Annotated in this window: 18 protein-coding genes; 12 read left to right on the top strand and 6 right to left on the bottom strand. The window is 39.6% G+C overall.

Features of this window, described 5'->3' with window-relative positions:
- The 4 genes from B5D42_RS16365 to B5D42_RS16380 form a co-directional block, all read left to right on the top strand.
- Positions 1-256, top strand: a 256-nt coding sequence (locus tag B5D42_RS16365) for a GIY-YIG nuclease family protein (RefSeq protein ID WP_139367213.1), incomplete at its 5' end; no start/stop codon positions are given.
- Positions 257-496: 240 nt separating this feature from the next.
- Positions 497-2089 carry a type I restriction-modification system subunit M gene (locus B5D42_RS16370; protein WP_078832620.1) on the top strand — a complete coding sequence of 531 codons (1593 nt, stop codon included), beginning with the start codon at positions 497-499 and terminating at the stop codon, positions 2087-2089.
- 48 nt (positions 2090-2137) lie between these two features.
- Positions 2138-3367 carry a restriction endonuclease subunit S gene (locus B5D42_RS16375; protein ID WP_078832621.1) on the top strand — a complete coding sequence of 410 codons (1230 nt, stop codon included), beginning with the start codon at positions 2138-2140 and terminating at the stop codon, positions 3365-3367.
- 83 nt (positions 3368-3450) lie between these two features.
- Positions 3451-3966, top strand: a complete 516-nt coding sequence (locus tag B5D42_RS16380; protein WP_078832622.1) for a restriction endonuclease subunit S — start codon at positions 3451-3453, stop codon at positions 3964-3966.
- Here B5D42_RS16380 and B5D42_RS18025 read toward each other — a convergent pair.
- A complete protein-coding gene (locus tag B5D42_RS18025; RefSeq protein WP_217698849.1) occupies positions 3959-5188 on the bottom strand; it encodes a restriction endonuclease subunit S in 1230 nt (409 codons plus the stop codon). The genes B5D42_RS16380 and B5D42_RS18025 overlap by 8 nt on opposite strands.
- A 78-nt stretch (positions 5189-5266) precedes the next feature.
- On the opposite strand from B5D42_RS18025, the gene B5D42_RS16390 reads away from it, so the two are divergent.
- Positions 5267-6193: a tyrosine-type recombinase/integrase gene (locus B5D42_RS16390; RefSeq protein ID WP_078832624.1), complete on the top strand. Its 927-nt coding sequence runs from the start codon at positions 5267-5269 to the stop codon at positions 6191-6193.
- A 59-nt stretch (positions 6194-6252) separates the two neighbouring features.
- Positions 6253-9108 (top strand): type I restriction endonuclease subunit R, encoded by a 2856-nt coding sequence (locus tag B5D42_RS16395; RefSeq protein WP_078832625.1) that lies wholly within the window; start codon positions 6253-6255, stop codon positions 9106-9108.
- A gap of 67 nt (positions 9109-9175) precedes the next feature.
- Here B5D42_RS16395 and B5D42_RS16400 read toward each other — a convergent pair whose 3' ends face one another.
- The 5 genes from B5D42_RS16400 to B5D42_RS16420 form a co-directional block, all read right to left on the bottom strand.
- Complete coding sequence (locus B5D42_RS16400; protein WP_078832626.1) at positions 9176-10228, bottom strand: DUF5694 domain-containing protein; 1053 nt, start codon at positions 10226-10228, stop codon at positions 9176-9178.
- Positions 10229-10851: 623 nt separating this feature from the next.
- Positions 10852-11664 (bottom strand): helix-turn-helix domain-containing protein, encoded by an 813-nt coding sequence (locus tag B5D42_RS16405; protein ID WP_078832628.1) that lies wholly within the window; start codon positions 11662-11664, stop codon positions 10852-10854.
- Between the two features lie 42 nt (positions 11665-11706).
- On the bottom strand, positions 11707-12444 hold the full coding sequence (locus B5D42_RS16410; RefSeq protein ID WP_078832629.1) for an SDR family oxidoreductase: 738 nt from the start codon (positions 12442-12444) through the stop codon (positions 11707-11709).
- A gap of 79 nt (positions 12445-12523) precedes the next feature.
- Entirely contained in the window at positions 12524-13525 is a 1002-nt protein-coding gene (locus tag B5D42_RS16415; RefSeq protein WP_078832630.1) for an SDR family NAD(P)-dependent oxidoreductase, read from the bottom strand.
- A 108-nt stretch (positions 13526-13633) separates the two neighbouring features.
- Positions 13634-14392 (bottom strand): methyltransferase domain-containing protein, encoded by a 759-nt coding sequence (locus tag B5D42_RS16420; protein ID WP_078832631.1) that lies wholly within the window; start codon positions 14390-14392, stop codon positions 13634-13636.
- A 142-nt stretch (positions 14393-14534) separates the two neighbouring features.
- Here B5D42_RS16420 and B5D42_RS16425 point away from each other — a divergent pair, with 142 nt between their 5' ends.
- The 6 genes from B5D42_RS16425 to cas2 all read left to right on the top strand — a co-directional run bounded on the left by B5D42_RS16425 (position 14535) and on the right by cas2 (position 22839).
- Positions 14535-15614 (top strand): AI-2E family transporter, encoded by a 1080-nt coding sequence (locus B5D42_RS16425; protein WP_078832632.1) that lies wholly within the window; start codon positions 14535-14537, stop codon positions 15612-15614.
- Positions 15615-15833: 219 nt separating this feature from the next.
- Entirely contained in the window at positions 15834-16556 is a 723-nt protein-coding gene (locus B5D42_RS16430; RefSeq protein WP_078832633.1) for an SDR family oxidoreductase, read from the top strand.
- A gap of 27 nt (positions 16557-16583) precedes the next feature.
- Positions 16584-16937, top strand: a complete 354-nt coding sequence (locus B5D42_RS16435; RefSeq protein WP_078832634.1) for a hypothetical protein — start codon at positions 16584-16586, stop codon at positions 16935-16937.
- Positions 16938-17292: 355 nt separating this feature from the next.
- Positions 17293-21591, top strand: coding sequence for a type II CRISPR RNA-guided endonuclease Cas9 (gene cas9 / locus B5D42_RS16440; protein ID WP_078832636.1), 4299 nt, complete (start codon positions 17293-17295; stop codon positions 21589-21591).
- The gene (gene cas1 / locus B5D42_RS16445; protein ID WP_078832637.1) at positions 21588-22484 is read left to right on the top strand and encodes a type II CRISPR-associated endonuclease Cas1; all 897 of its coding nucleotides are present in this window, start codon (positions 21588-21590) and stop codon (positions 22482-22484) included. Before cas9 ends, cas1 begins: the two co-directional genes overlap by 4 nt.
- A gap of 49 nt (positions 22485-22533) precedes the next feature.
- Entirely contained in the window at positions 22534-22839 is a 306-nt protein-coding gene (gene cas2 / locus B5D42_RS16450) for a CRISPR-associated endonuclease Cas2 (RefSeq protein ID WP_078832638.1), read from the top strand.
- The last annotated feature ends 74 nt before the right edge of the window (positions 22840-22913 follow it).

Consider the following 22913-nt stretch of genomic DNA (forward strand, 5'->3'; position numbering starts at 1 on the left):
CGTCTATATCATTCAAAGCAGAGCTGACGGATCTTTTTACAAGGGATTTTCGGAAGATCCCTTACGCCGTCTTGTGCAGCATAATAATGGAGAATCCCACTACACTTCTGCTAAAATCCCGTGGACATTGGTTTATGTTGAGTTATTGCCAACTAAAAAAGATGCATTGATCAGGGAGAAAGCTTTGAAAAAATACAGCCACATGCAAATCAAAAATCTCATCCTTTCTGACAAAAATATTGTGACACAACTCTGATGCCGCCCTGTCACGTCCCAACCGAAGGTCGGGAGGGTTCGAGTCCCGTCCGGTCCGCAAAAAGCTTCACAATGAAATGTGAGGCTTTTTTGTTTTATGGTATCCCTCTGAAACACGCCATACTGATTAATAAGTGTAATCATCCTTAAATTCCCGCATTAAGGATTTTATAACTCCACTATTTTAAGCTATATATTTACAGTAATAGCATAATTCACTCACACAAACTACTAACTGTTTATGTCTGAAGAGCAAAAAAGGTTGCTTGAGCAACAGCTTTGGAATATTGCCAATACGCTACGGGGGAAAATGAATGCGGATGAATTCCGCGATTATATACTTGGGTTTATCTTCTACAAATACCTAAGTGAGAAAATGGAAATATTTGCCAATGATATATTGAAGCAGGACAAAATCAAATTCCGGAGTATTACGGCTAAAACGCCTAAAGCAAATGAATTTTTAGATGCTATCAAAGAAGAATCGTTAGAAAGACTCGGGTATTTTCTGAGGCCGGAAGAACTGTTCAGTGAAGTTGCAGCAAGAGGACAGGGAGATAATGAAGAAGATGTAGAAAAGTTTGATGAGCGTAAAACGAATTTCATTCTTGAAGATCTGCAAAAAATACTGACTAATATTCAGTTGAGTACAATGGGTACTGAAAGCGAAGAGGACTTTGATAACCTCTTTGAAGACATGGATCTGAACAGTACCAAACTAGGTAAAACACCGCAAGCAAGAAATGCAATCATTGCTAAGGTACTCACCCATCTTGACAAAATTGATTTCAACCTGAATAACACTGAACTTGACGTACTGGGCGACGCATATGAATACCTGATCGGACAATTTGCTAGTGGCGCGGGCAAGAAGGCGGGTGAATTTTATACCCCTCAGGAGGTTTCAAAGATATTGGCAAAACTAGTCACCACCGGTAAACATAAACTAAAATCCGTATATGATCCGACATGCGGCTCCGGTTCTCTTCTGCTTCGTGTAAAAAGAGAAGTAAAAGATGTGGCAATGTTTTATGGCCAGGAAATGAATCGTACGACCTATAACCTGGCAAGGATGAATATGATCCTGCACGGTGTGCATTATCGCCAGTTCGATATCAGGCAGGAGGACACGCTGGAGCATCCTCAGCATTTAGACAAAATGCCTTTTGAAGCCATCGTTGCAAATCCACCGTTTTCTGCACAATGGAGCGCAAACCCTTTGTTTACTAGTGATGATCGTTTCAGTCAATACGGGAAATTGGCACCGGCCAGCAAGGCGGATTTTGCTTTTGTACAGCATATGATTTATCATTTGGCTGAAAATGGCATTATGGCTGTTGTTTTGCCACATGGTGTTTTATTCAGGGGAGCTGCAGAACTTCACATCCGTAAATATCTGATTGAAAATAAAAATTACCTGGATGCAGTAATTGGTCTGCCTGCTAATATTTTCTATGGCACAAGTATTCCGACCTGCATTATGGTATTCAAAAAATGTCGTGAAAACCCTGATGATATATTATTTATTGACGCAAGTAATGACTTTGAAAAAGTAAAGACACAGAACATACTACGCGAAACGCATATCAATAAGATCATAGATACTTACAGAAACAGAACTGCTATTGAAAAATACAGTCATCTGGCATCTCTGAAAGAAATTGCTGAAAACGATTATAATCTCAACATCCCCCGATATGTAGATACGTTTGAAGAAGAAGAAGAAATAGATATACAAGCTGTAATGCGTGAAATAAAAGAACTGGAAGCTAAAAGGGCTGATCTTGATAAAGAAATTGAAGGTTATTTTAAAGAATTGGGATTAGTTTTTTAGACTTCTGGCAATCCTTAATGTTTATAGCTGATACTAAAAGTAATTGAGATGGCGACTAAGAAATTAAAAAATCGTAACGTTCCCAATTTGAGATTCCCGGGGTTTGAGGGGGAGTGGGAGGAAAGGAAGTTGGGGGAGATAGCTGAATTTTCAAAAGGAAAAGGTATTTCAAAAAGCGAGATTGCCGAAAATGGCATAACGGAGTGTATAAGATATGGCGAACTATATACACACTACGGTGAAGTAATCGATGAGATAAAATCACGAACTAATATTGATGCTCAGGATTTAGTATTTAGTAAAGCAAATGATGTTATAATTCCTTCTTCAGGAGAGACACAATTGGATATTGCAACAGCCTCTTGTGTGATAAAGGCTGGCATAGCTTTAGGAGGTGATCTGAATATAATCAGGGCCGCCTGTAACGGTATCTTTCTTTCCTACTATTTAAACAGTAAGAAAAAAATGGATATAGCCCGATTAGCCCAAGGAATTTCAGTTGTTCATCTCTATTCCAGTGAACTGGCTGTACTAAGCATACGCTTCCCAACACTAAATGAGCAAAATAAAATTGCGTCATTTTTAGCTTTAATAGATAGGAGAATAGCAACTCAAAACAAAATAATTGAGGATTTTAGGTCGCTAAAACAAACCGTCACTAAGAAGTTGTTTTCTCGCCGATTAAAGTTTAAGTACCCCAAAGGGCAGTACTTCCCTGACTGGCGAGAGACTAAATTTGGAGAGTTGACGGAAGTGGTTAGTAGTCGTAATAAAAATAATGAAAAGTTGCCCGTTTACTCCATAAATAACAAATCGGGATTCGTACCGCAAAATGAACAGTTTGACGGAATTGATAGCGATGAGCGGGGCTATGATATAAAAATGTATAAACTTATTGGCAAGAACACATTCGCCTATAATCCAGCGAGAATTAATGTAGGTTCGGTTGGCTATAGCGGAGAATTAGAAAATATTATTATTAGCTCATTGTATGTATGCTTTAAAACAAAAGAATCGATACGCGATCAGTTTTTGTTTCAATATTTGAAAACAAACTTCTTTGGTAAGGAAGTAGCAAAGAACGTTGAAGGCGGTGTAAGAGATTATCTATTTTATGACAATTTTGCAAAAATAAAATTTTATGTGCCTTGTATCCAAGAGCAGGACAAAATTGCCAATGTCCTCTCCGAATTAGACCAAAAAATTGCAATGCAAGTGTCGATACTTCAAAATTTGGAAGAGCAAAAAAAATATTTCTTGCAAAAATTATTCATTTAGGCAGACTATAGTTGACCTAATGATTGTTCAAATCCTCAATTAAAGGAATAAGAGAGTGTTTACTTGCTGGTAGATTGAGATTTATGGACAACGGTAGCAGTTTTCCCGTTTGGCAAACAAAAAAAATTGAAGACGTTTTAAAAATAGCAAGTGGAAGAGATTGCCGGCATTTAGGCGAAGGGGCGATACCTGTATTTGGAACGGGTGGCCTGATGACGAAGGTTGATTCCTTCTTACACGATGGAGAAACGGTTTGTATCGGCAGAAAGGGTACTATTGACAAGCCGATGTATTACAAAGGTAAAATTTGGACTGTAGACACTCTATTTTTTACACATTCGTTTACGGATGTTCTTCCCAAATTCCTTTTTTACGCGTTTCAGTCGATCAATTGGAAAGAACATAACGAAGCATCAGGAGTTCCAAGTTTATCAAAGAATACAATTAAGAAAATCTCTTTCAAAATTCCTTCAGAAAAGGAACAACGTTACGTTGTTGCCGCGCTCGACAGTATTAGTCAAAAAAATGAAATTGAAAAAGGAATACTAACACTATATCAACGCCAACAAAAATACTTTTTAGACAACCTCTTTATATGAAAAGGCTACCCAATAAATAACCCTTTTGTTGCCTGTATCTTGTCAATAGTTTCTTTTCACAGTCAATTCTTTGATCAATCTTAGTGAGTGCCGCTGATATCTTTAATTGCTCTTTCATTGATGGAATGTCAACGTAACATTCGTTAAACGTTCTGATGCTTACCGAAAATACCTTCGTGCCTTGGGCGAGCTGTCTTACTTGATGCCGAAAAATCCTAGAACGAAATAAATAACCTTTGAAGCCTTTAACTGTGAGGTTTAGCTTATCTCTCCCATGTATGGTATGTAAGCCACAAACAATTTTCTTGTCTCCGCAATTAATAATCTCTACTGCCTTTGCCACGTCGATTGTGTCTTCCGATGCATCGGCAAAAACAATATCTCCATTTTCACAAAGGGTAAAATTGCTAGGATTTGAGCTTAATTTGATTTTCGGTAGTGTATAGCTATCTGTGTCGATTAGAGTTGGTGCTCCTTGATGAATAAGGCCATAATGCAAATTATATAGAGTTCCACCGTTATAGTAATCCAATTGCTCCCATGACAACGAGTTCGTCGGAAAGAACTCAAGAAAATCAGAAACCTTGTACTTCTTCCAATCGTCACTAGCCCCCAAAAATCTAAGTTGTTTATTTAAAAGACCCTCTCTTATTCCTTTAATTAGGGTTTCAAGTTTCTCAATTATTTTGTTTTGGGTGGCAATGCGTCGGTCAATGAGTTCTAAAAAGGAAGCAATTCTATCTTGTTCCTTCCTAGAAGGAATTGCAATTTCATAGCTACCATATTCTTGGGAATTTATACCCGGTTGCCCTGATCGCATTGACATTAGTTTCACCCATCTTTTGTAGGTTTCGATTTGAGTTTGCGCAAATATGAATCGTGCATTGTATACTTCCTTTATTCGAGCTCTAATTAAGAAACCTGCGAAATAAAGCTTACCGTCCTCAACATTGTATAGATAGCTTTTCCCCGTACTTGCACCAGTCCTTGCAAGTAGAATATCGTTTTCTTGCACCAAGTAATGGTCTGTAAGGTCACCTTCGGGAGATACTGGCGGATTGGAGATGTACTCAGAAGACCGTTCATTAATGTCAGTAATTCTGATGTATTTATTTTCACCATCATATAGGGTTGCAGCAGCATTCATGCCATAATCTAACGAAACTGAACAGTCCTTCAGTTTTACGATCTCCCACTCCCCCTCAAACCCAGGGAATCGCAAATTGGGAACCTTAATGATTTATCGTCCTGAGATAAATCCCTTATTGCTTTTCTTTGACCTGAACATTAAAACGATTATATGATTCAACAGAAAAGTATCTCAGAGATTGTATCGCTATGGAAAACAGACAAAAAACAGTACGTAAAAAGATCAAGCTTTTCAGCTTACCTCCTATTGCTCGAGAATCACCTGATTCCGGTGTTTGGCAATAAATATAACATTGACGAAACCGAAGTACAGGCTTTTGTTTTTCAGAAACTGGAGCAAGGTCTTAGCCAGAAAACGGTGAAGGATATACTGATCGTATTAAAAATGGTCATGAAATTCGGGATCAAAAACAAATGGCTCGTACCGCAACAACTCGATATTCAGTTCCCTACAGAAAGAATAAAACAAAACATTGAGGTGTTAAGTCGTACACATCAGAAGAAAATGATGCAATACATCCAGGAGCATTTCACATTCAGAAACCTTGGGGTATATGTATGTCTTTGTTCAGGTATGCGCATTGGTGAGATCTGTGCTCTTACATGGGAAGACATTGATACCGACAATGGCATCATCAGCATCCGCAGAACTATTCAACGCATTTATAACATCGAGGGGAACATTCGCAAAACTGAAATAATTCTTGACACACCTAAAACAAAAAACTCTATCCGGGAGGTTCCTATGAATAAAGACCTCTTAAGAATGCTAAAACCTATAAAAAAAGTGGTGAACCCAGCTTTTTTTGTCCTGACAAATGACGCTAAACCGACCGAGCCGAGAACTTACAGAACTTATTATAAAAATCTGATGAAAACACTGGGCATGCCGGATCTGAAATTTCACGGCCTCCGGCATAGTTTTGCTACCCGGTGTATAGAAAGCCAATGTGATTATAAAACCGTTAGTGTTCTATTAGGCCACTCCAATATCAGCACTACCCTAAACCTCTATGTTCACCCCAACCTGGAACAGAAAAAAAAGGCAATTGACCAGATGTTCAAAGGGCTGAAATAAAGGAAATTATTAGAATATTATATAAGCTTTATAATTACTATTTTATTATTTTAGAGCTTATGTCTAAGGAGTCCGAACAAATACTGGAAGAAAAACTGATAGCTCAATTACAGAAATTGGGCTATCAGTTTGTATCTGTTCCGAATGAGGCTAGCTTAATACAAAACCTGAAAACGCAACTGGAAAAACATAATAATCTTAATTTTTCCGATACCGAATTCGAGAAAGTTCTTAATATTCTCAATAAAGGTTCTGTTTTTGAGAAAGCCCATACGCTTCGCCAAAAACAACATATTATTAAAGACAATGGAGATAATCTCTATTTTGAATTTCTCAATACAGAATTCTGGTGTCAAAACCAATATCAGGTAACAAACCAGGTATCACAAGAGGGTACATATAAAAACCGATACGATGTTACATTATTGATTAATGGCCTCCCTTTAGTGCAAATAGAATTAAAACGTCGCGGGCTTGAGCTTAAAGAAGCATTCAATCAGGTTGATCGTTATCGGAAACATAGTTTTGGTGCCGGGCACGGGCTTTTTCATTTCGTGCAGATATTTATAATAAGCAATGGGGTTAATACTAAGTACTTCAGCAATTTCGGCACAAGTAAACAGGAATATCTGCAAACATTCCATTGGACAGACGAAAACAATAAACCACTTAATAATATTCTTAACGGTTTTACAGATGCGTTCCTGGAGCCTTGTCATGTCAGTAAGATGATCTGTAAGTATATAGTGCTTCATGCCACTGAGAAAAAATTAATGATTCTCCGGCCCTATCAATATTATGCGGTAGAAAATATTATTAAAAAAGTATCCGAAAATATCATCTTGAACGGCTATGACATCAACAAAAATGGCTATATATGGCATACGACTGGAAGTGGTAAAACCTTAACCAGTTTTAAAGCAAGCCAGATATTAGCAAATATACCGGCTATAAAAAAAGTAGTTTTTGTTGTAGATCGGAAGGATTTGGATTACCAGACAAACCAGGAATATGAAAAATTCAGTAAAGGATGTGTGAGCAGTGCTGATAACACGTCTGAATTAATTCAGAAATTCAATGATCCAACAGTCAGAATAATTGTTACTACCATTCAAAAATTAAATTACGCTATAGCAGGAAAAAATATCCTGCGGATGAAAGACATACAGCACCAACGCATGGTTTTCATTTTTGACGAATGTCATCGCAGCCAGTTTGGCGATACACATAAAAAAATAGTTAATTACTTCACAAACATTCAATTATTTGGTTTTACAGGCACTCCCATCCTGGCCGAGAATTCGAACGGAGAAAAAACAACGAATAGTTTATTTGGCAAATGCCTTCATAAATACGTGATCACCGATGCTATCCGTGATGAAAATGTCCTTCGGTTTTCAGTAGAATACATACAAACGTTTAAACAAAAAGATCATATTATAGACCTCAAAGTTGAGGAGATCAACGAGGAAGAAGTTTTTGAAGCACCTGAAAGAAAAGAAGCTATTGTAGATTATATTTTGCAATATCATTCACAGAAAACACAAAATGGCGCTTATTGTGCGATGATGTGCGTACAGGACATCGACTCAGTAATTAAATATTATGAAATATTCAAAGCGAAAAAGAAGACAAGCGTTCATCATTTAAAGATAGCTACAATATTTAGTTTCGCTCAGAATGAAGATCCGTTGGATTTTGAGATCAAATCCGATACTGGCCGCGCACAAGAATTGAAAGAATCTGAACAACTTATACCACACAGAAGAGATTTATTAGATACGTACATTCAGGATTTTAATGAAATGTATGGCACAGCTTATAGCACAAAAGATAGTCTCAGCTTTTACAATTACTACAACGATGTAGCGAAAAAAGCAAAAAATAAAGATCTCGATATTCTCCTTGTTGCCAACATGTTCCTTACCGGGTTCGATAGTAAATATGTCAACACCCTTTATGTCGACAAAAACTTACAATATCATGGCCTGATCCAGGCATTTAGCAGAACGAATCGCATACACGATAAAAACAAAACCCAAGGCAATATTGTTTGCTTTAGAAATTTAAAAGAAAAAACTGATGAGGCTATTACTCTTTTCAGTAATAAAGATGCGATAGATGAGGTAATTGTTGAACCATATGAAAAATATGTGATACAGTTTAACAAAGCGGTTGATGCCCTATCCGATATCACTCCAACCTTTGACTCAGTAGATGACCTGTATTCAGAAGAGGACCAAATGCAGTTCGTTCTTGCGTTCCGGGAAGTAATGCGATTATTTAAAAAAATGGAACATTACACTGAATTTGACTGGAACGACCTGAATATTAAAGAGCAAATTTTTAAGAATTTCACCGGGAAGTATCAGGATCTTAAAGATAAGATTAGCCTCAAAAAAGATTCGACCAAAATTTCAATACTGGAAGACATCGATTTCGAACTTGAGTTAATCAGGAGAGATACCATAAATGTTACTTATATCCTCCAGCTATTAATTAAATTAAAGACAAACAATAAAGCTAAGGATAAAACAGCCATTGAAACTGAAATATCCAATCTTTTGAATTCAGAAGTAACGCTTAGAAGCAAAAGGGAATTGATCGACAAATTCATAAAAGAAAACTTTGTCAGAATAGCAGATGTAGAAGATATTAAAGAAGAGTTTGATAAATTCTGGGATGAAGAACAACGTAGAGAACTTTCCAAGATAATTGTTGAAGAAAATCTATCTGTAGACAAAACAGAAAAATTGATCGAAAACTATCTGTTTGCCGAAAGAGTACCGCTCCGCGATGAAGTATTGGAGTTGATTGAAGGTGCGAAGCCTGGTTTATTGGAGCGTAAGAGCTCTGGCAACAGAATATTAAAACGCATTGTTGACTTCGTCGAAACTTTTATTAAGGGCTTGTAAAATAAACCGTTTTAAAACATATACAGTTACAATTTAAACACTTACAGATTTAACACGTATACACCATCTAATCAACCTCATTAATATTCCTCACCCTTACATTCGGCATCTTCCTGAATATATCCTGCATATACTTTCGATGATTGGCGCCGGCGATGACGACCACTTTTTTAGCGCCTGTCATTCTCGCCCTGTTTACAACATTATGACACATGCCCTCGTTTCTCATCAGCCACCAATGTATTTTTGAAAGCATTTCTTCTTTGGGAAAACCATTCGTTTTATACATAACGGGCAGGTAAAAATCTCCCGAGGCGGAAATCGCGGCTGCCTCATCCGTGTTCAACCATTCCGTCATGGTATTTGAAGAGGTTTCGATATTCTTATACTTATCAAATCCTTTATTCATACTGTCCAAAGCTGATTTTAAATCAGCTTCAGCAGAAGCTGTGAGGCTTTTCCTGAATAAAGTGAATGCTGTGTCGAATGCTACCCAGGAGGCCTGCCAATTCAAATCATAGTCCTGGCAATCCATGGAAAGTAATTCCTGAATCCCGAACTCACGCATCATCGGGAATGCTATAAAAGCATATTCCGAAGTTTTCAGCCTTCGCATACTTCGCCCGGTTGTATCCAACTGAGGACTAAGCAATTTTCCGACATAGTTTTCAAGTGCTGCATCCTGTTTCTGCTGCAGGAAATCATAAACCTGCCAGAACTGATAATGGCCATTTGCCACATCCTGGTCAAGGTAATAAGCATGAGCCAAATCGGTTTTCAAGCGATAATCATTGGGTTTCAGCAGCGATAGCTTCTTTAAACTGTCAATCGTATGCGGCAGTAATTCATCTTTTATAGTATGATTACTCCGCAGCATTTTTAGCCGATTGATATTGGGCTGTTTACACCAGTAATCCATCACGAGCCGCTCATCTTCTCTACTCAGAAACTCACCAAAAAATGCATCAGGCTTAAACTTTCTGATTTTATTATGCAGGCCGGAAAAGTCCTGTTTGGGATACTTACTATAATCATGAGAAACCCCTATCAATAAAACATCAATATCCTGAGCGCTGGCATTGACCGCAATGGAAAAAAATAAAAAAAGGATATACTTCATGTTTTTGCACCGCCTCATTAGTTAAAGGATTTTGTTTTTATTCCGCCAGGCCGACAGCATAGCTTTAAAAAGGTTACCTTTTTAAAATTAAGACAAATTCAACTTACTGTTGCCGGTCAGGCGACCGGTAACGGAGCCTTGCCGTTGTTGCTCGCCTGACCATAACCATTCGGAAGCATGCATTCGACCGGAAACTGAAATGGATAAGCAGCTTTAAAAATAGTAAGCACGTGCTGCGCTGAGTCCCCCTTTGGGAGACATCAGAGACAATGTAGAATCGGTACGGTTAACCATTAACCAGAAGATCCTACCAGTCTTTGCAGAGGCGCCTCTTTGGGTTCGGTACCCAGCGAAGCGCAGGTAATCGAAATGATGCGAAGCGCATTTCGATAGAGGCCAAAGAAGCGCTGGCGCAAAGACGAGGCCCAGCGGCCTGAGCGACACACCGTCTGAAGATTGAAATCTATAAGCAGCTTTAGAAATCGCAAGTGCATGCTGCGCTGAGTCCCCTTCGGGAGACATCAGCGAGAGAACAAAGACGAGGCCCAGCGGCCTGAGCGACACACCGTCTGAAGATTGAAACATGCTCCGGATCATTGGTCTGTCGACCACACCGGCTGGTATTACACCTCCCCCGCCAGCAACACCGATGGCGCATACCCGAATTGCTTCTTGAAAGCAAAAGAAAAATGCGACAGATTCTCGAACCCTACTTCGTAACAAACATCGATCGGTTTTTTCTTTTTCTGCACAAATTCGTAATGTGCCAGGTCAAGGCGCTTTTTAGTGAGCCAGCGCTGCGGTGTGGTGGCGAATATCTTTTTAAAGTCCCTTTTGAAAGTAGTGAGGCTTCTTCCCGTGAGGTAACCGAATTTTTCCATTGGCAGATTGAACATGAAGTTCTTCTCCATATAATCGGCGAGATCAATTTTTCCAGGCTCTTCAAAATTCGCGAGCACATTATCGATGCCCTGATCTATGGAACGCAATATTGTAACAGCCTCGGTTATTTTCAGGTTGGCGAGATCCGCGGGCAGATCTTTCATGTCGAAATACGGAACCAGCGAAGCAAGACAACTTTCCAGCAAAGGATGACCTGAATAGTGTCGTATGCCCTGCTCATCTTCCGTAAAAGGCTTCACGCTTTGCTTTGCATAAAAACTACGAAGCCAGTCCGTGGTTAAGTGCATTACCACCGTTTTATGTGGCTGCCCGTCTTTGGGATAATTGATGATGGTAGCCAGCTGGTTTCTCGGAATGAGGAAAATATCACCTTTCCTGAACAGGTATGAACCTTCGGGCCTTATGATCTTGGTTTCGCCGGAGAGGAACCAGATCAGCATGTGCTGGCCGAACATGACATCCGATTTGAAGAACTTATCCTCGTAGCACGACAGCTTGATATCTTCCGTAATATATTTAGCCTGGTATTCCATAACGGTACCGCATTTAGCTTTTACAAAAATAAGGTCTTCGGGCTACCGGTTTAACGATTGACCGCCATCAACAAGATATTCAGCACCGGTAATATAAGCCGCGTCATCACCGGCAAGGAAACTGATCAGCTTACCAGCTTCAGCCGGAATACCAAGCCTGCCCAGCGGCACACCGGATTTAATGAACTCCTGCGTCTTAGGATCGTTAAGACCCGCTTTTTCCATGATCTCTGTAGCAAAAGGCCCGGGGCTTACCGCGTTCACTCTGATCCTGCGCGGGGCCAGTTCTACGGCGGCTATTTTCATCACTGCATTGATCGCAACCTTGCTTGCAGCATATACAGATGTTTGCGGGATAGATTTTGATGCCGAGGACGATGAGATCAACACTACCGATGCACCGTCATTCAATACCGGTATCAAACGGCTCAGTGTGAAATAAGCGCCTTTCACATTCAGGTCCATCACTTCATCGAATAATTCTTCCGTAGCGTTTTCGATCATGGTCAGTTTGGAGATCCCTGCATTCACCACAAGAATATCGATCTTTCCATATTGTGTTGCTACAGTTGCTGAAAGCGTTTCAATGTCTGCCATTTTCGACTGGTCCGCGATCATTGCAACCGCGCCCAATTCTGCCGCAGCTTTTTCTACAGCTTCTTTTCTGCGGCCGGTAATGATCACTTTTGCCCCGTTCGCAACCAGTTCTTTGGCTGCGGCATAACCTATACCGCTGTTGCCGCCTGTGATAAGCGCGGTCTTGCCTTGTAAATTCTGCATTTGATCTATTTTTAGAACGATGCCGCTATTCAGTATCGCCGATACTCATAACAGCATGTCATGATTTAACAGGGTTAATTTAACAGACGTCAAATTCAATTCCGGTCATCGTTTCCGTGAGCTCCCAGAGTTGTTTTGCATTATGTTCGTCCAGCGAATATGCCTGTACGCCGTTTTTATGCAATTGGTCCGGATGAACGGACAGTCCGGCTACATCACAGTCCTCACAGTAAACACCACCGGTATTATTCAACTGCGCACTGGTAGCAGCCCAGACAGTAGTAGCAGCACCCTGCGGGATCGTTTTCAGCGTTGCGGCAACTTCAGGGCGCAGGTTATCGTTCTCATCGAGAAAACCCATCTGGCGGAACAGTTCAACAGGAGCTTCACGGGCCAGCTCTGTACCACCTATTGAACCCGGGTGCACTGAATAAGCACTTACATTAAAAGCTTTTGCACGTTCATTGAGTTCCAGCGCAAAGAGATTACTCGCTGTTTTAGACTGACCATAAGCCTGTAAAGTTTCGTAGGCACGATGTTCGAAATTGGGATCACCGAAATTGAACGGCGACATGTGATGACCGAGTGAAGAAACATTCACAACCCTTGCGCCATTTGCTTTTTTAAGTGCAGGCCAGAGTCTTGCAGTAAGATGAAACTGTCCGATATAATTGGTAGCCAGCTGCGACTCTATACCACGTGGGTCTTTACGCAGCGGCACCCACATAATTCCTGCATTATTGATCAGCAGGTGCAGCGGACGGCCTGATGCGAGAAATTTTGCAGCAAATGCATCGATCGATGCAGTATCCATCATATCCATTTTTTCAATCTCGATATTAGCAATGCCTTGCAGGTTCTTTTTTGCTTTTTCCGCGTCACGCGCCGGAACGAGCACTATGGCACCTGCACCTGCTAATGTTTTTGCTGTTTCCAGCCCGATGCCGGCATTGCCACCGGTAACGATGGCGATCTTGCCGCTGAGGTCGATCCCCTCTATCACATCTGCTGTTGTTGACTGAGCGTTGAATCCTGAGCCGAGCGGGAGCTGTAATGCGCCCTGGTAATTGTTTTGTATCATTTTGATGTTGTTTTGTTGATACAAAAGTAGAGCGCGGTTTTCCGGTCCGCTTTGTTTAAAAGGCCGAATTTACTTTGTTTAAAAGCTCATATCAGAAAGGCAAACTGATCAGAATTTAGCCACCAGTATGATCCGCTTGAAAGCATAGATCATAGGTGAAGTTGTAAAATGGGCGGCGATCCTGTTTTTATATTCCTGTATGAACTCTGCCTGCATCGGCTCTTGCAGTTTCTCCATATAAGGAACGAGCGCTGATCCGGAGATGAATTCATATAAAGTCTCAGTGGATGCTGCAATGATGGGATACACTTTCTGATAAACGAGTATGTCTTTGGCCGCGTTATCGAAAAACAAACGGGTGTAATCGTCTAACGATAGCACGGGAGAATAACGTATCGTCTCTTTCAATACCTCGTAATACGGCGCTTCCTGTACCTGTTGATGCAGGATCTGGTTCAGCAGGTTTTCTTTCTGCGATGGCATTTGTACGGCAAGCTGTCCGCCAGGCAATAGTTTCGAAATTAATTTCGGAAAAAGTGATACGTGATCGCCAACCCATTGAAGGGATGCATTTGCAATGATCGCATTCCATTGTCCGGGTAGTTCGAGTTGCTCCTGCACCGATCGCTGTGCAAAGCTTATATTTTCCTGCCGGGGTGCTTTAGACAGCATTTCAGCGGAATTGTCGACACCCAGCACCTGTGCACCATTAAATTTATCTGCAATGATCTTTGTAAGTTCTCCTGTTCCGCAACCCAGGTCAAGGATACGCATTCCCGGCTTTACATCGACATGAGCAAGCATGTCGTAAAAAGGTTCGTAACGTTTTTCTTTGAATTTGTTATAGACATCGGGGTTCCATGGCATACGTCAGCGCTTTAACACATCAGGAATTGGATTCTATATAAAGATACGATTCATTTACCGGAACATTTTGAAACGGATTCCGGTCATTTTTTGAATACCAGAACCTCACGGAACAACTGAAATTCCTTGTTAACTTTAAAGTATGAAGCAAACGCAACCCTTTTACGTGCGGCTGGCGATCTCACTGGTATGCCTTGTATTTTCAGTACTGATATTACGTGAAGCATCCGCACTGCTGATCCCTTTATTCGGCGGCTTTCTCCTGGCCATCGTACTGTTACCTCTCGTTCATGTATTGGAAAGAAAAGGTACCAGCCGCAGCGGTGCTTCAATGATTGCCGTGAGTTGTTTCATCCTGGCGTTCTTTACCATCAATTATTTTCTCACTGCGCAACTGGCATTGTTCTCTACGGAATTGCCCAATATCAATAATAAAATGCAGGAAATGTTTGCAGGTCTGCAAAGCTGGTTCAGCAGTAAATTTCATATAGACCAGGCGCACCAGATCAATTACCTGAGCAGTTCTTTCAAAGACATTGTAACCTGGATAACAGGTTTTGCGAGCAGGCTGGTGCTTTACCTTGGGAATATCATTGTGTGGATCCTTTTCGTGTGCATCTACGCTTATTTTATCCTTTATTACAGGAGATTACTGGTACGGTTTGTAATGAAGCTGCTCGAAAAAGATTACCCGGACCAGGTACAACATATCATCAGGGAAAATAAAAAAGTGATCAAGGAATATATCGTAGGATTGCTGCTCGAGTTCCTGATTGTTTTACTGCTGAGCTTTTTTGCATTGCTGATACTCAACATCAAATATGCGATGATGCTGGCGATCATAGTTGCGTTACTGAATATTGTTCCTTACCTGGGTATTTACACCGCCGTTCTTTTTGTAATGCTGGTTACCTACGCCAACAGTACCGGGACCGCAGCTATTCAAGCTGCTGTTGCATTGCTGATCATTCATTTTATCGATGCACTTTTTTTGCTGCCGAGGATAGTAGGTTCGAGAATGAAGATGAACCCGTTCATTACCATCATTGCAGTGATCACCGGCGATATTATCTGGGGAGTTCCGGGTATGTTCCTCTTTATACCGCTCGCTGCGATGCTCAAGATCATATTCCAGCATATCAGTTCCATGGAAGCATGGGCGATATTGCTGGATGAGGATAAGCCGGTGAAGAAAAAGAAACGCACTGCTGATCAGGGATAGACGTCGCAGAGTCCTCTCCGGGAGAGCTCGCGGGGACTAGCTGTGTATACACCACGTGGTAGTGTTTCATTTCAGCCTGAGCAGATGTCTCCCCGAAGGGGGACTCTGCGCAGGCTGAAGACCAACCTTTCAACCAATAATACTGCCGTTTCATTTTATAAAATCAGCATTCGGTCATAAGCCCAGGAATTATTGCGGCTGATTACGTTAAGTTAGCGAATGCAACAAAAAACAGCCGTGATCTCCGGTGCCAACCGTGGCATCGGACTGGAAGTTGCCCGTCAGCTGGCAGCATTGAACTATACTGTCTATCTCGGTTCCCGCAACGCGGAGGCCGGGCAAAAGGCGCTCTCCCATTTTGCAGATACCACACAGGTATACCCGGTCATGCTCGACCTCGATAACCCAAGCAGCTTCCGTGCATTATCAGCTCTGCTGAACGAACGCCATGGCCATCTCGATGTACTTGTGAACAATGCGGGTGTGTTACTTGAAACCGATCTGACGGCAGACTCAACCAGCACCATTGAGCCTTATATCCTGCGCCGTACCATGGAAGTTAATTTCCTGGGTGCGGTAGGACTTACCAACCAGCTATTACCCTTATTACTGAAAAGCGATGCTCCGCGTATCGTAAATGTATCCAGCAATATGGGCTCGCTGGGCATGCATGCAGCGGGTGCGCCTCTGCCCCATACTTTCGCTTACAATACCAGCAAAACAGCGCTGAACAGTTACACGATACACCTCGCAAATGCATACAAAGAATCTGGGATGAAAGTGAATTCAGCGCATCCGGGTTGGGTGAAGACCGATATGGGTACACAATATGCGCCGTTGGAAGTGGCTGAAGGTGCATTAACCATCATCAGGCTGGCTACTTTACCTGCAGATGGCCCTACCGGCCGGTTCTTTCATATGGATGAAGAGATTCCGTGGTGAGTTCTTTTTGCCTATTTTACAGCCGTTATGACCATCAAAACCAAGCTGGCACTGGTGAAAACCATTCATACCCTGATCTGGGTTTTCTTTAATGTAGTGATCTTTTATATGCTGTATGCCGCCATCGCCAACCGGATTGACAAATGGTTGTGGATCGGCTTTGGCCTGTGTATTATTGAAGGGCTCGTATTGCTCGCGTTCCGGTTCACATGCCCGCTTACGATTGTGGCCAGAAGGTATACTGAAGAAACAAAAGACAATTTCGATATTTATCTCCCCGTATGGCTTGCAAGACATACCAAGCGCATTTATATTTCACTTGTATTTCTGATCATACTGATCGTTCTGTTCAGGCTGTGGCAAAATAACAACGGGCAGTAATCTCACAATCACTGCCCGCCATCATTCAATTCAAAAAATTATTTCTCGCCCAGGCCGTCGGTTTTCTACTATTTAGCTACCGCATTATAATAAATCGGCCAGGGATATTCATGACTTTACGGTTTCCCGTAACAAAAAAGGCCGGCTTTTTTGTTAATTTATACGCAAGAAAAAATAAAATTAGCATATAACAGTATGCTATAATCCGCTTTTGATTTTTCTTACAAAAGATTATTTTGTATGTAATTATCATAAATAAAAAGCTCCACCGAAGCAGAGCCAAGAAATCTTCGGCTTATAGCCTTATTGTGATTTGCTGTACAAAAATAATATAAAAAATTAAAATAATTCATTTATGAATAAAATATTTGCGGTTGATCTTGGAACTAATTCAATAGGATGGGCTTTACGTGATCCTAATCTTACAGGAAACCAAATTGAGAAATTTGGCGTACTTACTTTTAATAAAGGGGTCGGCTTAGGAAAAACAGGTGAATATTCCTATGCAGCTGAACGAACCCAAAAACGTTCAACGCGCAGATTATACCAATCCAGAAAATATAGATTATGGGCTACACTTGAAAGCTTGATAAAGGAAGGATATTGCCCGTTAAGCATTGAAGATCTAAATAAATGGCGTCACTATGACAAAGATGAAGCCATTAGAAACAATAATGGCGGAAGGGTTTATCCCATAAATAATCATCTTTTTAATGCATGGATAAAACTTGACTTCAACAATGACGGGAAGCCTGAATATGCAAGCCCTTATCAATTACGGAAGGAACTGGCAGAAATAAATCTTGATTTTACTAAAATAGAAAACAAATTTAAGTTAGGGAGAGCGTTGTATCATATTGCGCAACGAAGAGGCTTCAAAAGCAGTCGCAAAACAACAGATGAGCACAAAGAGCAAGATATATCGGACGACGAAATAGTAGATTTACAACGTTCCGAAAAAAAGAAAAACAAAGTAATAACTGATCTTTTTGAAAAATACCCGGAGGCGAAAACAATAGGTCAGCTTTTTGCTTTATTGGAATCTGATCATGTTAGAATACGAGAAAATTTTGCTCAATATGCCATACGAGAAAATTACAAAGACGAGATCAAATACATTTTTTTGTTTCAGAAATTGGGATTAGAACACTCGATTTATACTAAATTAGTAGAGAAAAGAAAAAACGCAAATGATGGCAGCATTTTTTATAAACGCCCCTTGCGCTCTCAAAAAGGGTTGATTGGCAAATGTACATTGGAGCCTAATAAATATAGAGCACCAATCAGCCACCCTGATTTTGAAATTTTCCGCGCATGGTCCTTTTTAAACAATATTAAATATAGACCTGTTACAGATAAAACTTCAACTTGGCAACCTCTACCGTTGGAACTGAAAGAGCATATCTATCATGAGAAATTTTTCAGAAAATCAAAAGCCTATTTCCCATTCGCAGAAATTGCTGATCTCGTTAAAAAAACGGGGCATAATTGGGAACTGAATTATCGTGCGAACACCACTGTAACAGGTTGCCCTGTATCCGCCCGGCTAAGAGATATTTTTGGTGTCGATTACATGCAATTGAAAATAGAGAAAGAAAAAAACTCTATCTCTGGAAAGAGTTGGTATGACATTGAAGATATATGGCATACCCTATTTAATTATGAGGATCAAGAATTTGTATTTGATTTTGCCGTCGAAAAGCTCAGGCTAGATGAAACCAAGGCTAAACAATTTGTAACTGCGTGGAATACCATGCCAGTTGGTTATGGGATGTTAAGCCTTAATGCAATACGAAAAATCAATACTTTCTTAAGAAAAGGTTTAATTTATACGGAAGCAGTGTTGTTAGCGAATATTCCATCTATTATCGGTCAAGATTTATGGCTTAACAACGAACAGTTTTTTTTACAACACATTGGAGCGCTTATTGATGAAAACAGAAGACAAAAAACAATTTTAAATATTGTAAATAATCTTGTTTCGCGACATAAAAACCTCGATCAAAAATATGGGTACAAGGACAGCTCTTATATACTAGACAATCAAGATAAAAAGGATATTCTAACGGCAGTAGAAGACACCTTAGGTATAAAAAAATGGTTGGAATATAACCCTATTGAAAAAGAAAAAATAATACAAACTATCACCGATTGCTATCAAGCATATTTTAAGACATCGGAACTGAAAAGGAAAGATATAAATGGCGAACGCCATTTTGAAATAAAGTCCGGCAATGATTTCTATTATAAAACGGATGCTGGCTATTATCGTTTACCTAAATTAATTGACACAATAGCTCATTTTGTGCAATTAAACTTTTCTGTCTCTAATAAACCATTATCATTCATATACCACCCTTCAGAAATCAGTATCTATCCACCAGCCAAGCCTGACAAGAATGGATTGTTAATGTTAGGAAGCCCAAAAACTGGGGCTTTCAAAAATCCAATGGCCATGCGAGCACTTCATGAATTACGTAAGCTAATTAACTATATGATTAAAAATAACCATATAGATACTGATACTCGAATTGTTGTAGAAGTTTCAAGGGAATTAAATGATACAAATAAACGCTGGGCGATAGAAGCTTGGCAAAAACAACGTGAGTCGGAAAATAAAGAATTTGCCCAAGCAATAGAGCATCTAATATTCACCAATCCAGACATATCTGCAAGCAATCAAAATAAGCAGGATATAGATAAAATTAGATTATGGTATGAACAAACTGAAGAAGAAACATTGCCCCCAGTTACTAATACTAAAAAAGACATTAAAGGGATGAGGTGGACAGAAAATGTAAAAAAATCTTACAAAGAAATTATATCTCAGAAATCTTTAGTGGATAAATATAGGCTTTGGAAAGAACAGGGATGCCAATGTATTTATACAGGTAGATTAATTAGTATTACGGACTTGTTCAATGAAAATGTAATTGATTTCGAACATACGTTACCAAGAAGCAAATCATTTGACAATTCTTTGGCAAATCTTACTGTTTGTTATGCTGATTATAATCGTACAGTGAAAAAGAACCAGATACCTAGCCAACTCGTCAATTATGAAACTTCACACAACGGTTATTCTCCAATATTACCTCGGCTTGAAAAATGGAAAGAAAAAATAGAACGTATTAAGCAACAAGTTGATTTTTGGAAATCGAAATCTAAAAAAGCAATCGATAAGCAGAGAAAAGATGACTCCATACGTCAACGTCATTTATGGCAAATGGAATTAGACTATTGGAAAAATAAGGTAGACCGATTCACAATTACTGAAATAACAAGTGGATTTAAGAATAGTCAAAAAGTAGATACACAGTTAATATCTAAATATGCGCTGCATTATCTAAAGACATATTTCGAAAAGGTAGACATACAAAAAGGAAGCATAACTGCGGAATTTAGAAAAATCTACAAATTGCAAATGCCTGATGAAAAGAAAGATAGAAACAAACATTCTCATCACGCAAAGGACGCTGCAATATTGACACTAATTCCTGTTGCCGCTAAAAGGGATGCTATTTTGGAGAAATATTATAACAGCAAAGAACAAAAAGAAAAATTTACTGAAGCAGAACCGTATAGAGGGTTTAAAAGAGAACATATTTTAAACATCGATGACACCTTACTAATCCACAATATCGTAAATAATCAATCTCTTACACCTGCGAAACGAAAAGTAAGAAAAAGAGGCAAAGAACAGTTTATTAAAGACTCTTCTAATCCAATGTGGTCAACAGGAGATAGCATTAGAGGCCAGCTGCATCAGGAAACATTTTATGGAGCTATAAAACCAGCCAGGCGTGATGCGCAAGGGATACTACAAAAAGATGAGTCCGGCAAATTTATTCAGGAGGATAAAATAAGATATGTAATAAGAGTTCCTTTTCAATACAGAAAAGACTCAAATACACCAGGCTTTAAAACTTTGGAGGAAATAGAAAAACAAATTGTGGATGTAGGATTAAAATCTCAAATAAGGAAACAGGTTGAGAAGGCCGAAAGTTTGAAAGAGGCTTTTGAAAAAGGGATTTTCATGCTTGATAAAAATGGCCGTCCACACGGGAATAAGATAAGGCATATTAGGGTTTGGGCTAGCGTTTCTGACCCTCTCATAATCAAACCACAAACAAATCTTTCGAAGATAGACTATAAACAAAATTATTACGCAGCAAATGCAACGAATAGTTATTTTGCTTTATACTCCGGAGATGAAAAAAAATCATTTAAATATAGAAACCTTTTTGATGTTGCTAATATCTTGTCAAAAAATGGCGCAAGAAAACCTGAGGAATTATTTGAGCCTTCAATTATTTCAAAAGAAAAAAAAGACTTACAACTTAAGCTTAGTTACATTTTAGAGTCTGGAATTAAGGTAATCTTTTACAAAGAAAAAGAGGATTTAAAAGCATTCAGCATCTCTGAATTGTCGAAGAGGCTATATGTATTTACCAACTTTGAAAAAGATGGCCGTCTCAATTTCAAATACCATCTCGAAGCCAGAATTAAAATTGACGATAATTATTCAGAATCGGAATTAGATTTTAGCACGCCCAAGCCAACATTAAGGTTTAGCTATGCTAAATACGAATTCCTGGTAGAAACTTATGATTTTACAATAAATATGGACGGAAGTATTAAATGGCATAAATGATCAAACGCACTTTATATTTCGGAAATCCTGCATATCTCAAAACCATAAATGAGCAGATGGTTGTGGAGATTCAGGAAAGCGGTGAAACAAAAAAGGTTCCGATTGAAGATATCGGGCTACTGATCATGGACCACCAGCAGATTACCATAACCCAGGCATTAATGGCCAAGTTATTGGAAAATAATGTTGCATTAATTACCTGTAATAAAACACATCATCCTACCGGCATGTTCCTGAATTTAGACGGTAACACATTGCAAAGCAAAAAATTCCAGGCACAGATTGAAGCGAGCATTCCCTTAAAAAAGCAATTATGGCAGCAAACGGTCAGCGCCAAAATATACAACCAGGCTATGTTACTGGCAGCTGAAAAAATAGAAAACAAACTATTACTTGCGTTGTCAAAAGATGTAAAAAGTGGCGACAGTGATAATTACGAAGGGCAGGCAGCCGTTTATTACTGGAAAAATCTCTTCCCTCCTTTCCTGAACTTCACCCGCGAACGGGAAGGGGCACCACCTAATAACCTGCTCAACTACGGTTACGCAATCTTAAGAGCAGTTGTGGCGCGTAGCATCGTTGCATCGGGTATGTTACCTACTTTGGGTATTTTTCATAGAAACCAGTATAATGCATATTGTCTTGCAGACGATATTATGGAACCTTACCGTCCGTATGTCGACAAAATTGTTTGCGACATTGTTGGAATGAATGGTCACTATCTCGCCATGGGAACAAAGTTCAAACAGCAATTATTGGGTATTCCTGCAATGGATGTAACGATTGACGGGCAGAAAAGTCCCTTAATGAATGCAGTTCAGAGAACAACAGCAAGCCTGGTGAGATGTTTTGAAGGCAAGACCAGAAAAATATTATATCCGGTAATGAATTGAATAATCCTATTGAAAATCAGTGCATTCCCGTTTAAATGCATATCGAATTATGTGGGTATTAGTTTTTTTTGATTTACCAACGGAAACCAAAAAGGACAAGAAACACTATGCCACATTCCGGAAAAAGATTATGAGTGATGGATTCGCCATGTTTCAATTCAGCATGTATATACGTCATTGCAATAGTAAGGAAAATGCAGATGTGCATGTAAAAAGGGTAAAATCCATACTTCCGCCTGATGGGAATGTTGGAATTATGTGTATTACAGATAAGCAATTTGGTATGATGGAGATATTTAAAGGCCAGGACCTGGTTGATCCGCCGGATACTCCCCAGCAACTGGAATTATTCTGACAGAAATAAAAAAATGGGCAAAATGCCCATTTTTTTGATCGTAAAATAGCTCTGTAATCCTATCCCAGTAAGGT

Source organism: Sediminibacterium ginsengisoli, assembly GCF_900167075.1.
GTDB lineage: Bacteria > Bacteroidota > Bacteroidia > Chitinophagales > Chitinophagaceae > Sediminibacterium > Sediminibacterium ginsengisoli.

Coding starts and splice junctions, on each gene's coding strand:
- B5D42_RS16380 (WP_078832622.1), top strand. CDS start 3,451: ATGGACAACGGTAGCAGTTTTCCCGTTTGGCAAACAAAAAAAATTGAA.
- B5D42_RS16435 (WP_078832634.1), top strand. CDS start 16,584: ATGACCATCAAAACCAAGCTGGCACTGGTGAAAACCATTCATACCCTG.
- B5D42_RS16370 (WP_078832620.1), top strand. CDS start 497: ATGTCTGAAGAGCAAAAAAGGTTGCTTGAGCAACAGCTTTGGAATATT.
- cas9 (WP_078832636.1), top strand. CDS start 17,293: ATGAATAAAATATTTGCGGTTGATCTTGGAACTAATTCAATAGGATGG.
- B5D42_RS16415 (WP_078832630.1), bottom strand. CDS start 13,525: ATGATACAAAACAATTACCAGGGCGCATTACAGCTCCCGCTCGGCTCA.
- B5D42_RS16375 (WP_078832621.1), top strand. CDS start 2,138: ATGGCGACTAAGAAATTAAAAAATCGTAACGTTCCCAATTTGAGATTC.
- cas1 (WP_078832637.1), top strand. CDS start 21,588: ATGATCAAACGCACTTTATATTTCGGAAATCCTGCATATCTCAAAACC.
- B5D42_RS16395 (WP_078832625.1), top strand. CDS start 6,253: ATGTCTAAGGAGTCCGAACAAATACTGGAAGAAAAACTGATAGCTCAA.
- B5D42_RS16405 (WP_078832628.1), bottom strand. CDS start 11,664: ATGGAATACCAGGCTAAATATATTACGGAAGATATCAAGCTGTCGTGC.
- B5D42_RS16430 (WP_078832633.1), top strand. CDS start 15,834: ATGCAACAAAAAACAGCCGTGATCTCCGGTGCCAACCGTGGCATCGGA.
- B5D42_RS16420 (WP_078832631.1), bottom strand. CDS start 14,392: ATGCCATGGAACCCCGATGTCTATAACAAATTCAAAGAAAAACGTTAC.
- B5D42_RS16390 (WP_078832624.1), top strand. CDS start 5,267: ATGATTCAACAGAAAAGTATCTCAGAGATTGTATCGCTATGGAAAACA.
- B5D42_RS16410 (WP_078832629.1), bottom strand. CDS start 12,444: ATGCAGAATTTACAAGGCAAGACCGCGCTTATCACAGGCGGCAACAGC.
- B5D42_RS16400 (WP_078832626.1), bottom strand. CDS start 10,228: ATGAAGTATATCCTTTTTTTATTTTTTTCCATTGCGGTCAATGCCAGC.
- cas2 (WP_078832638.1), top strand. CDS start 22,534: ATGTGGGTATTAGTTTTTTTTGATTTACCAACGGAAACCAAAAAGGAC.
- B5D42_RS16425 (WP_078832632.1), top strand. CDS start 14,535: ATGAAGCAAACGCAACCCTTTTACGTGCGGCTGGCGATCTCACTGGTA.